Origin of the sequence: Rheinheimera marina (assembly GCF_042654345.1) — a bacterium.
Lineage (GTDB): Bacteria > Pseudomonadota > Gammaproteobacteria > Enterobacterales > Alteromonadaceae > Pararheinheimera > Pararheinheimera marina.
Genome location: NZ_JBHSGB010000010.1, coordinates 427,346 through 439,750 on the forward strand (window position 1 = coordinate 427,346; position 12,405 = coordinate 439,750).

General features: G+C 49.9%; 11 protein-coding genes. 6 read left to right on the plus strand and 5 right to left on the minus strand.

Features of this window, described 5'->3' with window-relative positions:
- Nucleotides 1-101 precede the first annotated feature (101 nt).
- Both ACFO3I_RS11645 and ACFO3I_RS11650 read left to right on the plus strand, forming a co-directional pair.
- Nucleotides 102-476, plus strand: coding sequence for a type II toxin-antitoxin system RelE/ParE family toxin (locus ACFO3I_RS11645; protein WP_377334156.1), 375 nt, complete (start codon nucleotides 102-104; stop codon nucleotides 474-476).
- Nucleotides 469-777: a helix-turn-helix domain-containing protein gene (locus ACFO3I_RS11650; RefSeq protein ID WP_337880784.1), complete on the plus strand. Its 309-nt coding sequence runs from the start codon at nucleotides 469-471 to the stop codon at nucleotides 775-777. The genes ACFO3I_RS11645 and ACFO3I_RS11650 overlap by 8 nt, the downstream gene beginning before the upstream one ends.
- A 22-nt stretch (nucleotides 778-799) precedes the next feature.
- Here the strand turns inward: ACFO3I_RS11650 and ACFO3I_RS11655 are convergent, their stop codons facing one another.
- The 3 genes from ACFO3I_RS11655 to ACFO3I_RS11665 form a co-directional block, all read right to left on the minus strand.
- Nucleotides 800-1,363 (minus strand): hypothetical protein, encoded by a 564-nt coding sequence (locus ACFO3I_RS11655; protein WP_377334157.1) that lies wholly within the window; start codon nucleotides 1,361-1,363, stop codon nucleotides 800-802.
- A 391-nt stretch (nucleotides 1,364-1,754) separates the two neighbouring features.
- The gene (locus tag ACFO3I_RS11660; protein WP_377334158.1) at nucleotides 1,755-2,759 is read right to left on the minus strand and encodes a glycoside hydrolase family 43 protein; all 1,005 of its coding nucleotides are present in this window, start codon (nucleotides 2,757-2,759) and stop codon (nucleotides 1,755-1,757) included.
- A gap of 2 nt (nucleotides 2,760-2,761) precedes the next feature.
- Nucleotides 2,762-4,246 carry an MFS transporter gene (locus tag ACFO3I_RS11665; protein WP_377334159.1) on the minus strand — a complete coding sequence of 495 codons (1,485 nt, stop codon included), beginning with the start codon at nucleotides 4,244-4,246 and terminating at the stop codon, nucleotides 2,762-2,764.
- Between the two features lie 249 nt (nucleotides 4,247-4,495).
- Here ACFO3I_RS11665 and ACFO3I_RS11670 point away from each other — a divergent pair, with 249 nt between their 5' ends.
- The 3 genes from ACFO3I_RS11670 to ACFO3I_RS11680 all read left to right on the plus strand — a co-directional run bounded on the left by ACFO3I_RS11670 (nucleotide 4,496) and on the right by ACFO3I_RS11680 (nucleotide 7,475).
- Nucleotides 4,496-5,437 carry an aldose epimerase family protein gene (locus tag ACFO3I_RS11670; protein ID WP_377334160.1) on the plus strand — a complete coding sequence of 314 codons (942 nt, stop codon included), beginning with the start codon at nucleotides 4,496-4,498 and terminating at the stop codon, nucleotides 5,435-5,437.
- 224 nt (nucleotides 5,438-5,661) lie between these two features.
- On the plus strand, nucleotides 5,662-6,855 hold the full coding sequence (locus tag ACFO3I_RS11675) for a DUF262 domain-containing protein (protein WP_377334161.1): 1,194 nt from the start codon (nucleotides 5,662-5,664) through the stop codon (nucleotides 6,853-6,855).
- The gene (locus tag ACFO3I_RS11680; protein WP_377334162.1) at nucleotides 6,852-7,475 is read left to right on the plus strand and encodes a HEPN domain-containing protein; all 624 of its coding nucleotides are present in this window, start codon (nucleotides 6,852-6,854) and stop codon (nucleotides 7,473-7,475) included. Before ACFO3I_RS11675 ends, ACFO3I_RS11680 begins: the two co-directional genes overlap by 4 nt.
- A 116-nt stretch (nucleotides 7,476-7,591) precedes the next feature.
- Here ACFO3I_RS11680 and xylA read toward each other — a convergent pair whose 3' ends face one another.
- The gene (xylA, locus tag ACFO3I_RS11685) at nucleotides 7,592-8,911 is read right to left on the minus strand and encodes a xylose isomerase (RefSeq protein WP_377334163.1); all 1,320 of its coding nucleotides are present in this window, start codon (nucleotides 8,909-8,911) and stop codon (nucleotides 7,592-7,594) included.
- A 147-nt stretch (nucleotides 8,912-9,058) separates the two neighbouring features.
- Nucleotides 9,059-10,516, minus strand: coding sequence for a xylulokinase (gene xylB / locus ACFO3I_RS11690; protein WP_377334164.1), 1,458 nt, complete (start codon nucleotides 10,514-10,516; stop codon nucleotides 9,059-9,061).
- Nucleotides 10,517-10,765: 249 nt separating this feature from the next.
- Here xylB and ACFO3I_RS11695 point away from each other — a divergent pair, with 249 nt between their 5' ends.
- Nucleotides 10,766-11,962 (plus strand): XylR family transcriptional regulator, encoded by a 1,197-nt coding sequence (locus tag ACFO3I_RS11695; RefSeq protein WP_377334165.1) that lies wholly within the window; start codon nucleotides 10,766-10,768, stop codon nucleotides 11,960-11,962.
- Nucleotides 11,963-12,405: the final 443 nt, after the last annotated feature.

A 12,405-nucleotide genomic window follows, 5' to 3' on the forward strand; every position in this document is an offset into this window, starting at 1 on the left:
TGAAACAGCAGCTCACGTTCTCCTGCAACTATACTTCTAACCTTTATTGCAGGATGCAATCTGTATCACTTGGTGGTATAGTTTTGAAAGGCGAGGACGCTATGCAGACCTATAAATCAAAATGGTTTAGTAAATGGGCTGAGCAAGAAGGGCTGACGGACTGCGATCTATACAATGCGGTGCAAGAAATTACAGCAGGACTGATGGATGCTGACCTCGGCGGCCATGTGATAAAAAAGCGGGTTGGGCTGCGAAGGCAAGGTAAAAGGGGCGGGGCCCGCACTTTGCTAGCCGTTAAGCATGGTGACAAAGCCTTTTTTATCTTTGGTTTTGCAAAGAGCCAGCAAGACAATATCAGCCGAAAAGAACTAAACGCTTTAAAGTTATTGGCAAAAAATTTATTGGCTTACACTGCCGTGGCGTTAAATCGAGCCATACAGGCTGGCGAGCTTATAGAGGTGAAAATCGATGAGTAACAGCATCTTAGATGCAGTACACCAAACAGCTCAAGGGTTAAACAAGGCTGGCGTGATGGACGTGCAAACCATGCGCAAGTTCGATGCGCTCTGTTTGCCAGAGGTTGAGCATTTCGATGCCGCCCGCATCAAAGCCATCCGAGAAAGTGCCCGCGTCAGTCAGGCCGTATTTGCAGCCTACTTAAATACCAGCCCATCCACAGTGCGCGCCTGGGAGCAAGGCGGCAAAAGCCCCAAAGGTGCTTCGTTAAAGCTGCTGAATTTAGTGGCGCATAAGGGGCTGGGGGTTTTGGTGTATTAGATGCATCTCAAAGTTACCGCGACTAGTGGATTTGGGAACGAATCAGCTGATTCAGTTCCCAAACTGACTTTGATATCTCTTTAATGCTGAAAGGTTCACCTCTGAAAACATAAATAAAAGAGTAAGGATCGAAGAATCGCATGATGCTCTTTTCCTCAATACCGCCAAATGTCTTCCCCTGCGGTCCTATGGTGGCATCAGCAAACATAGTTGCGTTACTACCTTCTCTCCAGTTGTCTAGCCGCTCATCAAAGTGTTCTAAGTGATCCCTTAATCTCCGATCGGCAACCACATGATGTTCGGTGAGCCCTAGATAGCTCCTTAAGTATTCAGCTCGATCTTTTGATTTCCCCTTTTTGTTTGGATGCCATAACAAGCGAGACACATTACTTGTATGTGTTAACAAGCTATGTAAGTTTCTGAAAACTTCATTTTGCAAAAATTGAGATGCATCGACTCTGTTTGCGTTGGGTAATTGTTTCAAAAAATGCATTACGCCATCGTTCGCTTGCAGTACTAGTTGGCATTGAAAAGATATTTCACTTAGATAAATTTTTAGATGAAATTCGTTCATTTGTGTATTCATGGAATTGAATCACCTTTTTTAACTGATGTTTACGATAAATCATCATTTTGCAAATGACGTTTGCGATGTTGAGTATACATAGGCATAAGGGGAGTGATTAGGCTGAAATTTCAGCAATCAGCTCCCGGTGACTGCGTAGTGAGCGATATAACAGTGAGCGCGGGAGGCGCGAACGGGCGAACGCAGTAGTCTCCGGGGGCTGGGTTGCCTACCACTGTTTTTGTTCTGGAATTCCGCCAGAGGTTTGCTTACCGGCGAATTGGCTGTTGTCGATTAACCTTCTATCCAAACCAATATGCAGATTAAAACAAAGGGCGCACCAAGGTGCGCCCCTTCCGTCATTTGGGGGAGCGGATTATGAACAAAATCGCCTCCCCCGGCTTTTCAACCCCTAATCCCGATAGGGCTGGATGGTGAGGATGCGGCCGTCGGCTTGGTGCACCAGTTCGGTCATTTTGACGGAACGCAGGTGGGTAACACCTTCGGATAAAATCGAGTCGTGGTAAAACAGATACCACTTGCCTTCGAACTGGCAAATGGAGTGGTGGGTGGTCCAGCCCACCACTGGCTCCAAAATGCGGCCCTGGTAGGTGAAAGGCCCGTATGGGTTGTCACCTGTGGCATAGCACAAAAAGTGGGTGTCGCCGGTGGAGTAGGAAAAGTAGTAGGTCCCGTCGTATTTATGCAGCCAGGACGCTTCAAAAAACCGCCTGTCATTGTCACCAGCCAGCAGCGGCTGACCATCGGAGTCCAGGATCTGCACTTCTCGCGGCGCTTCGGCAAATTGCAGCATATCGTCGGAAAGACGCGCAACCCGTGGACCCAGCGCCGGTTGTTCTGCGCTCGGTTCCTGGTGTGAAGAGCTATAGCTGTTGTCGCGGTAGCTTTGCAGCTGGCCACCCCAAATACCCCCAAAGTACATATAATAAGCGCCGTCGTCGTCGGCAAACACCGCCGGGTCTATTGAATAGCTGCCTGCGATGGCTTCTGCTTCTGGCTTGAACGGGCCGTAAGGGGTTTTGGCCGTGGCCACGCCAATGCGGAATAAACCGTCTGGCGCCTTGGCGGGAAAATAAAAGTAATAAGTGTCACCTTTTTTCGCTGCGTCCGGCGCCCACATTTGCCGCTCAGCCCAGGGCACATCCGCCACATGCAAGGCCACACCATGGTCTGTAGTAGCGCCGCCCGGCTGCTCCAGCGACAACACATGGTAGTCTTCCATGCCAAAGTGGTCGCCATTGTCATTAAAGGGGATGCCCGCTTCAATGTCGTGCGACGGGTAAATATAAATTTTGCCTTCAAACACATGGGCAGACGGGTCCGCCGTATAAATATGCTCCACCAAAGGCTGGGAAATCGCTTTGGCTTTTAATTCCTGGTAATTAGGCTCAGTCATCACTACTCCGTTTCACTGACACCAGCGGCAATGCGGCGGCTTTGCAATTCCCGCTCAATTTGCAGCTCTTTTTGTTTATTAATTTCAAACAGACAAATGACACCCACCGCCAGTAAAAATGGTAGCGAGGCATACAGACTGACGGCGGTTTTAATGCCTTCGGCTGTGGTTATGCTTTGTTCTGGCAAGGAGGCGTCATAACCCAGGCTGGCCAGAATGGCCGCAACCAAAGCGCCGCCAATACTCAGGCCCAGTTTCAGGCCAAAAATCATCGCGGAAAAAATAATGGCGGTAGCCCGGCGGTGGTTTTTCCACTCCGAAAAATCCGCCACGTCGGCAATCATGGCCCACAACAGCGGAATGGTGATACCGTAAAAAAAGCCGTGCAGAATTTGCGCCAAAAACACCAGACCAATAGCGTCCGCCGGAAAAACATAAAACGCCAGTACAAACAAGGTGGACACCAACAGGGCCACAGCAAACACATCCCGTTTGCCAAAGCGGTCGGCCAAGGGTTTGGAAAAACCAATACCAATAATCATGCAAATAATGCCACCGGCATTAAACAGGCTAAAGCCCGAAGTCGCGGCATCTTCCGGCCAGCTGAAGTTGGTGAGGCCCAGTGCATTTAAGCTCTGGTTTAACCCAGCAATAAAATGGTTAAAACCTATGTCCTGTAAAAACAGTGCAATTTGCTGCTGGTCCAGATAATTCTCAAAATAATAAATGTAAGTGCCGCCTTTCAGCGCCAGCGTAATAAACACCAGAATGGTCACGCTCAGCATAATGGCCCAGGGTTTGTTGTGCAGTAAGTCGGCCACGTCCTGCCGGATGCTGCCTTCTTTTTCGCAGCTTTTCACCCGCTCTTTGGTGGTGATAAAAGTGATCAGGAAAAACACAATGCCGACCCAGGCAAACAGCGTCATGGTTTTCTCAAAGCCAACGGCTTTGTCGCCATCGCCCATCAGCAACACCAGCGGCAGTAACAGCGCCTGAATAATAAACTGCGCCACCATCACGGCGACAAAACGGTAACTCGACAGGCTGTTGCGCTCAGCCATATTGCCGGTCAGCACGCCGCTCAGTGCTGAATACGGCAGATTATTGGCGGAATACACCAACACCAGCAGCACATAAGTCACAAAGGCGTATACCAGCTTGCCGTCCGGACCGAAATCCGGTGTGCTAAAGGCCAAAAGTGCAATGACCCCAAAAGGCACGGCGGTCCACAGCACCCAGGGGCGAAACTTGCCAAAGCGGGTGTGGGTGCGGTCGGCAATCATGCCCATCACCGGGTTAAAACAGGCGCCTATTAAACCGCCAGCAAAAATAATGCTGGCAGCAGCACCGGGTGGGATCTGATACACGTCGGTGTAAAAGAACGCCAGAAAGGTCATTAAGGTTTGGAAAATCAGGTTGGCCGCCAGGTCGCCCAGGCTATAGCCGATTTTTTCGGTCACGCTGAGTCGGGCACTGGTCTGTGGCATTACTTGGCTTCCATTGGCAGAAAGGCTGTTGTTGCGGGTGAGTGTCGTCATACCTGTTGATTCATCTTTATGTTTTTTATGGCCTTACCATACTAGGTCCGCGCTTGTTTTTGGCTAACGGAATGTACAGAGCCAATTATTTTTTTTCATTGCCGCTGCCAAATTCCGTAATAGCCGCAGGAACAAAAGCTATACAGTTGCGCCGTGCTGCAGGCTAGTGTTACCACAAAGCATTTAAGGAACAAAAAGATGCAGCAGTTTCAGCTGAAAAATGCCCGAGGCGATCTGCTTCAGGTATTGTCTTATGGCGCCACCTTGCAGCAGTGGTCTGCTCAAGTGGCTGGCCAGCAGCGTTCGCTGATTTTGGGCTACCCAGACCCGGCGCAGTACCTGCAGGACAGCTGCTACCTTGGCGCTGTGGCCGGGCCTTATGCCAACCGTATTGGCCTGGCGTCGTTTAAGCTGGAGCAGCAGCCATACCAGCTGGATGCCAACGAAGGCAAACACCACCTGCATGGCGGTCGGGACGGCTTGCATTGCCAGCAGTGGCAACTGGAAAAACAGTACAAAGATGCGGTACAACTGGTCTGCAGCCGGCCTGACGCTTTGGGCGGTTACCCCGGTCCGGTGCAGTTCACTCTGCTGTACCAGTTAACCGCCGATGGTGCCGTGGAAGCCTACTTTCAGGCCAGCACTGAGCAGCTCACTGTGGTCGGGCCGACATTGCATCCGTATTTTAATCTGGCGGCGGTTACAGCAACTGAGGTGCCACCGCGTATTGATCAGCATCAGCTACAGCTGAAATCCGCCCATTATGCGGTGGTCGATACCGACTGCATTCCAACCGGAGAGCTGGCTAAAGTGCAGGGCACAGGCTTTGATTTTCAGCAGGCCCGCACATTGGCGGGCGCTGTGCTGGACCATAACTTTGTGGTGGCGGGCGATTTGCGCCAGGCGTCAGCCGTGCTGACCAGCCCGGACGGCCAGCTGCAGCTTTTAGTCAGCTCCGACTACCCTGGTTTGCAGGTCTATACCGGCGAGCATTTGGCGGCGCCATTTCAAGCCCGGCAAGGCATCTGTCTGGAACCGCAGTTTTTCCCCGACTCCCCCAATCAACCCTGTTTTCCGTTTCACTACACCAGACCGGACCAGCCATTTCACGCCCATATTCGTTATCAGCTCAGGTGTTGAAATAATTGATTAATAATTGAAATGAATTACTAGGCTAGCGGCATCTGTGCCGCCTAGTTTCAATGGTCCCGAAGGTAGACGAGAAGGCAAGTACACGTTAATAATATGTCCACCGATATGAATAACCTACAATTATGTTCGAAAGTTTAGTTCTTTCTAATTTTGTTGAACATAACACACGTTTTGTAGAAGCCGACAATTAAGATTGATATAAGAGAGTATCTATGAATACCACGCCTGCTAATGCTTTGTGGGAAGACCGTGACCAGTTTGAAGATGAAAGTTCTATAGAAAACGAAGATGATATTACAGTTACTGATTCGGATTTTGAGCGGTTATTAATAGCTCCAAGTGATTGGACTGTCAGCACAATATACGAATTAATCGGCAAGCAGCTCCACCTCGACCCTGAATATCAACGCCGAAATGTCTGGCCGGCTAAAGCAAAATCACATTTTATTGAATCATTGATGCTTGGAATTCCAATACCTCAGATATTGCTAGCGTCAAAGGCTGGTCAGAAAAACTCATTTTTGGTTCTCGACGGAAAGCAGAGACTAACAACCATAAAAGAGTTCATTGACGGGAAATTTTCTGATGGGCGAGTCTTTAAACTTAAAGGTTTAAGGATTTTGACTTCGCTAGAAGGAAAAACATGGACGGACCTGCAACAAAATAGTGATTTGGCTGACCGTTTACGTCATGAACCTTTAAGGACTACCGTTCTTCGAGGCTGGGAAAATGAATCAGTGCTATACGAAATTTTCTACAGATTAAACTCAGGTAGTGTAAAGCTTTCTCCGATGGAGCTTCGAATGTCGTTATATCCTGGCGACTTTTTAAAGTTCATTATTTCGTGGACTGAGAACTTAGGAGAAATACATCACTTGCTCAAAAAGAGGCAGCCCGATCCGCGAATGGCAGATGTCGAACTTGCAATCAGGTATCTCGCGTTTAGAGATCAGCAGACCGCTTATGTTGGTGACTTAAAACTATTTCTTGATGAATTTTGTAGGAAAAAGAATATTGATTTTTCCTCTAACCCTTCAGAACATCAGCGTTATATGAGCCTACTGGCTGAAATGGACGAAGCTATTAATGTTGGCATTGTCGAGTTTGGAGAACGTGATTTTAGTAAAAAATATGTTAGTGGAGGCTATGAGAATAAGTTTAATCGGGCCGTGTTTGATGTCCTTGTTGGTGCACTTTCTTACCCGAGTATTCGAGCTTGGGTGAATAGCAATAATGGGGCCATGAAAGCGATGTATGAAGATATTTGTAGGCATAACCCTGACTTTGTTAAATCAGTTGAGTCTACGACTAAGTCTAAAGAGGCTACTCAACGTAGATTTAACGTTTGGTATAGTGCAATCAACCAGTTAACGGGTATAAATTTGCCCTTGCCGATAATTAAATGAAGTCGCCAACACAATACTATAGAACTTTGATAAGTTCATTGAGAAAAGCTAATAAAATAACTCGAGGAATAAACAAGCTTGGCTGTGAGACAGATCTTCAGCACTTAAAGTTGCAATCATACATATTGCTGTGTCATTCAGCATTAGAACAATATATTGAGGATCTTGGATTAGCTGCTGCACAGGAGGCTAGAGCAATTTACTCTCGGTCCGGCATAATTACGAAAACCTTAGTGGCTCTCATATCATCAAAACTCATTGATGATATCTCTGAAAAAAGTAAGTCAAGATTGAGTGCTGATTTATCCTCTGATATTGAAGAGTTTTCTAAAGAAGCATTTAATCGGTACCGCTCTGTAGTGACTTCAAATAATGGAATAGTAGATCGAGACCAAAAAAAGCTACTCATCCCTATTGGTGTGAATCCTGAGGCAATAGATGTCGTTCTAATGAATAACTTGCACTCGTTTGGCGCAAAACGCGGAGATGTTGCTCACAAATTTAAAGTTCAAAGGACAGATACTCTAACTGCAGTCGATACTGACCTGAATACAATTGTTAGTGGCCTTGCCTCATATGACCAAGCTGTTTGTGAGGCTTTAAAGTATCGAGTGAGATAAAACCTAAGTTCATTTATCAATTCATTTGATTTAAAAATCAAAAATTTATCTGAAAAAAGCCCGGCAATAGCCGGGCAATACTTACCTCTACGAACATTACAGGACAAGGGTTCGGTTTAGCTGAACAGCACCAGGTTCACCTGATTTTCCAACAACTCCTGACGGCCGCTGACGGGTTTCGGGTCCAGTTGCTGTTGCTGTGTCAGTGCAGCCAGGCTTTCCAGCGACTGTTTACCTGCCAGAATGCTTTGACCTAAATCGGCATTCCAACCGGCATAACGTTGCTGTTTGGCGTTGGCTAAAAAGTCTTTTTCAATCATGGCTGCGGCCTTTTTCAGTGACAGCGCCAGGTGGTCCATGCCACCAATATGGCCGTGGAATAAATCGTAACGGTCTACGCTTTGGCGACGCAGTTTGGCGTCAAAGTTAAAGCCACCTGTGCTAAAGCCGCCGGCTTTTAAAATTTCGTACATCACCAGGCTCAGCTCTTCCACGCTGTTCGGGAACTGGTCGGTGTCCCAGCCGTTTTGCGCGTCGCCGCGGTTGGCGTCAATGCTGCCAAAAATATCCAGCGAAATGGCGGTGGCCACTTCATGATGGAATGAATGACCGGCCAGGGTGGCGTGGTTGGCTTCAATATTCACCTTAAACTCTTTTTCCAGGCCGTATTGCTTTAAGAAGCCGTACACAGTCGCTGAGTCGTAATCGTACTGGTGTTTAGTCGGCTCTTGCGGCTTGGGTTCAATCAGCAGGGTGCCGGTAAAGCCAATCTTATGTTTATGCTCCACCACCATTTGCATAAAGCGGCCTAATTGCTCGCGCTCACGGCGCAGGTCGGTGTTGAGCAGGGTTTCGTAACCTTCACGGCCACCCCAGAGCACATAGTTTTCACCGCCCAAGCGTTTGGTAGCGTTCATCGCGTGGAACACTTGCGTCGCGCCATAGCTGAACACTTCCGGGTTCGGGTTGCTGGCACCACCAGCGGCATAGCGAGGGTTGCTGAACAGGTTGGCGGTGCCCCACAGCAGTTTCACGCCGGTTTCAGCTTGCTTCTGTTCCAGCACATCCACCATAGCGGCGAAGTTATTCACATATTCCTGGATGTTACGGCCTTCCGGCGACACATCCACATCGTGGAAGCAGTAATAAGGAATGGTCAGTTTACTAAAAAACTCAAAGGCCACATCGGCTTTGAATTTAGCCATTTCCATCGCGTCACCGGCTTCCAGCCATGGCCGGCCAAAGGTACCCTGGCCAAACACGTCCTGGCCATTCCAGCAGAAGTTGTGCCAGTAGCAGGCCGCCATGCGCAGGTGTTCTGCCATGGTTTTGCCCAGTATTTTTTCGCTGGCGTTGTAATGTTTAAAGGCCAGAGGGTTGCTGCTTTGCGCCCCTTCAAAGGCAATTTTCTGAAGTTGATCAAAATACTGAGCCACGCTGCTCTCCTGTTACTACCGCTGATAAAAATTTGCTATGGCGTTAGTTTGGGTAGGGTTGCGGCTCTGAACAATTATGTTTTTTCAGAGCCAGTTTGTGCTTTTGCTTAAGGGCGGCAAAAAGTGAATTTTTACAGCCGCTGCGGCTTAAAAAAGCGGCGACACCGCCTGATACAAAGCAATAAATCGTTGGTAACGCTGGCTGAGCACGGCATGACGCGTCGCATCCGGCTGGTGCTGACTGACGACTGGCGGCGGCGGACAGAGGGCCGATAGTGGCTTATCCGGGTTCATCGCCAGCTGGGCCAGTCGCGCTGCGCCCAGTGCCGGGCCCACTTCACCGCTTTCGCGGAAAGTCAGCGGTTTATTCAGCACATCCGCCAGCAATTGCCGCCAGTACGGGCTGCGGGCGCCACCACCAATCAGGTTAATTTCGTCCGGCACCAGACCGGAGTCATGCAGCGCATAAGCGCCTTGCGCTAATGCAAAGCTAACTCCTTCCAGCACGGCATAGGTCATGGCGCGTTGGTCTGTGTTATGCGTTAAACCAAACCAGGCGCCCTGGGCATTTGGATTGTTATGGGGGGTGCGTTCGCCAGACAGGTAAGGTAAAAACAGCGGCGCATCAGCCACAGGGTCTGGCCCTTGCTCCAGCTGCTGCAGCAAGTCGGCGACCGGGGCTTTTACAATCTGTTCGGCGTACCACTGCAGGCAACTGGCCGCGCTTAAGGTGACCGCCATTAAGTGCCAACTGCCTGGCAACGCATGGCAAAAGGCATGCACGGCCGACTCTGGGTTGGCTTTAAAGCCATCACAGACGGCAAAGTACACGCCCGATGTGCCAAGTGACAACATGGCTTGACCTGGTCGCACCAAACCGGCACCGACAGCGCCTGCGGCATTGTCACCACCGCCAGCGACCAGCGGCACAGGTTGCATGCCCCAGCGGCTGGCCAGCTCCGGCTTCAAGTGGCCGGTGATCTGATTGCCTTCGAATAAGGCTGGCATTTGTGAGCGGTTCAGGTCACAAGCGGTCAGCAGTGCATCGCTCCAGTCGCGTTGGCCAACGTCCAGCCATAAGGTGCCGGCGGAATCAGACATATCCGATGCATAATCGCCCGACAGACAATACCGTAGGTAGTCTTTTGGCAGTAGCACTTTGGCCACCCGTGCAAAGTGCTCTGGTTCATTCTGGTGCAACCACAGTAGTTTTGGCGCGGTAAAACCAGGCATTGCCAGATTGCCTGTCAGCGCATGCAATTGCGAAATTTCGTTTTCCATTTGCTGGCACTGCGCGAAGGAGCGGCCATCGTTCCACAGAATGGCGGGTCGTATCACTTCGCCTGCGGCATCCAACAAAGTGGCACCATGCATCTGGCCTGCTAAACCAATAGCTTTGACTTCAGCCAAATAGTTTTTAGCTGCCAGTTCGTCCAGACATTTTTGCAGTGCAAGCCACCAGTGGTGCGGGTTCTGCTCTGACCAAAGTGGCTGCGGCCGGCTGAGCTGCAGCTCAGCGCTGGCGCTGTCTGTGACTTTGCCTTGTTCGTCCAGCAGTATCACCTTAATGCCGGATGTGCCTAAATCTATGCCTAAGTAACTCATGGGGTGCCTTCTGTGTTGCGGCTGAACTTTGGATTCATCCTTGGTGACGGCAGGCCTAAGCGGCAATTATGAAAATTCACATTTCTTTGCTGAATTATGTTTTTTCGTTTCAGAAAAAAACTGAACCGATCTAAGATTGAACAGATTTGATACAAGTTGGTGCATCAGAGAGGTGGCTTTGGACGACAGGGGCGAAGCTATTTCTGGTAGTCGCTACACCAAAATTAAAAAAACAAAAATGGTGAAATCATGTTCAAAGCCAAACACAGCATCACACTGCTGTTTAACGCCAATAAAGTCTATGACCGTCAAGTCATTGAAGGCATAGGCCACTATCTGCAATCCTCCAAAGTCGACTGGGATATCTATCTGGAAGAAGATTTCTCCTGCCGGCTGGAACATATCCACGAATGGGGCGGCGACGGCATCATTGCTGATTTTGATGACATCAATATTCAGCAGGCGCTGGCGCTCTGGAATAAACCTGTGGTCGGTGTCGGCGGCTCTTACGCCAATGCGGAAGACTACCCGGCTGTTCCTTATGTCGCCACCAACAATGCAGCGTTGGTTGAAGCGGCTTATGAGCATTTAAAGCGCAAAGGCCTCGACAGTTTCGCCTTTTATTCAGTGCCGGTAGACGACAACCACCGCTGGGCCAGAGAGCGTGAAAATGCGGTGCGCAAACTAACAGCCCAGGATGGCTTTGACTGCCAGATTTATCAGGGGCACTGCACCCGGCCTGAAACCTGGCAATACGCGATGAACAGGTTGACCGATTGGGTGCAAAGCCTGCCCAAGCCGGTCGGTATTATTGCCGTCACTGACTCGCGCGCCCGCCATCTGCTGCAAGCCTGTGAGCATCTTGGCATTATTGTGCCGGATCAGGTGTCCATTATCGGCATCGACGATGACGACATTGCCCGCCTCTTAAGCCGCATCAGCTTAAGCTCAGTCACCCAAGGCTGCTTTGAAATGGGTTATCAGGCCGCCAAGCTGCTGCACACCCAACTGAACAATATTGATGTCGGCAAAAAACGCACGCTGGTGGCACCGGTGGGCGTGGCTTCGCGCCAATCGACAGATTACAAAGCACTACGTGACCCTTATGTGATTCAGGCGATGCACTACATTCGCCGCCATGCCAGCCGGGGTGTCAAGGTGGAGCAGGTGACGGACTATGTCGGCATTTCGCGCTCCAATCTGGAGCAACGGTTCCGGGCGGAGCGTGGCCATTCTATTCATACCGAACTGCATAATCAGAAACTGACCCGCGCCTGCAAAATGCTGCTGGAAACTCAGGTTAGCCCGACCGAAATTGCCAATATCTGTGGTTACCCGTCACTGCAATATATGTATGCTGTGTTTAAACGCCACTTCGGTCAGACACCGAAAGAGTTCCGCGAAGGTCAGGGCGCTGCAGTCAATGCGATGGCGGTGAACGAATAACCTCACTTTGATACCAGCACAACCCCGGCCAGCCAGCCGGGATTCATGCCAGTCAGTTAAGCTGACTGGCATTACTTTTTACGGTGCAGTATCAAAATTTCCCTGAACTAAAACAGTAAACTAACGGAGTCTATCCAAAGCGAGGGAAGGCAAAGAACTAAGCCGCCCCTGTGAGGGTGATTGCGGGATTTCGATAAGCCAATAATTTGGCTTATCGCCGCAAGAACGCCCTTTGCTCTGCAAAGAGCCGGATGCCGAACAACACGCTACGCTGCCCCCCAGGGATGGGTTTACGGCGTGGCTGCGTGGGCTTTGCCTTTTCCGCTGCAGCTGAACCAAGCCAGTCGGGGTTGTTTTTTGTCACCTGGGCGAGAAGGCGCTGCCAACAAAGCTGCAGCGTCAAGTACGCAGGGTAGATGCCAAAAAACGCACAGCGCCCCCCA

Bases quoted from the DNA above. Each gene is read 5' to 3' on its own strand.
- ACFO3I_RS11645 (WP_377334156.1), top strand. From the start codon at position 102: ATGCAGACCTATAAATCAAAATGGTTTAGTAAATGGGCTGAGCAAGAA.
- ACFO3I_RS11650 (WP_337880784.1), top strand. From the start codon at position 469: ATGAGTAACAGCATCTTAGATGCAGTACACCAAACAGCTCAAGGGTTA.
- ACFO3I_RS11655 (WP_377334157.1), bottom strand. From the start codon at position 1,363: ATGAATACACAAATGAACGAATTTCATCTAAAAATTTATCTAAGTGAA.
- ACFO3I_RS11660 (WP_377334158.1), bottom strand. From the start codon at position 2,759: ATGACTGAGCCTAATTACCAGGAATTAAAAGCCAAAGCGATTTCCCAG.
- ACFO3I_RS11665 (WP_377334159.1), bottom strand. From the start codon at position 4,246: ATGCCACAGACCAGTGCCCGACTCAGCGTGACCGAAAAAATCGGCTAT.
- ACFO3I_RS11670 (WP_377334160.1), top strand. From the start codon at position 4,496: ATGCAGCAGTTTCAGCTGAAAAATGCCCGAGGCGATCTGCTTCAGGTA.
- ACFO3I_RS11675 (WP_377334161.1), top strand. From the start codon at position 5,662: ATGAATACCACGCCTGCTAATGCTTTGTGGGAAGACCGTGACCAGTTT.
- ACFO3I_RS11680 (WP_377334162.1), top strand. From the start codon at position 6,852: ATGAAGTCGCCAACACAATACTATAGAACTTTGATAAGTTCATTGAGA.
- xylB (WP_377334164.1), bottom strand. From the start codon at position 10,516: ATGAGTTACTTAGGCATAGATTTAGGCACATCCGGCATTAAGGTGATA.
- ACFO3I_RS11695 (WP_377334165.1), top strand. From the start codon at position 10,766: ATGTTCAAAGCCAAACACAGCATCACACTGCTGTTTAACGCCAATAAA.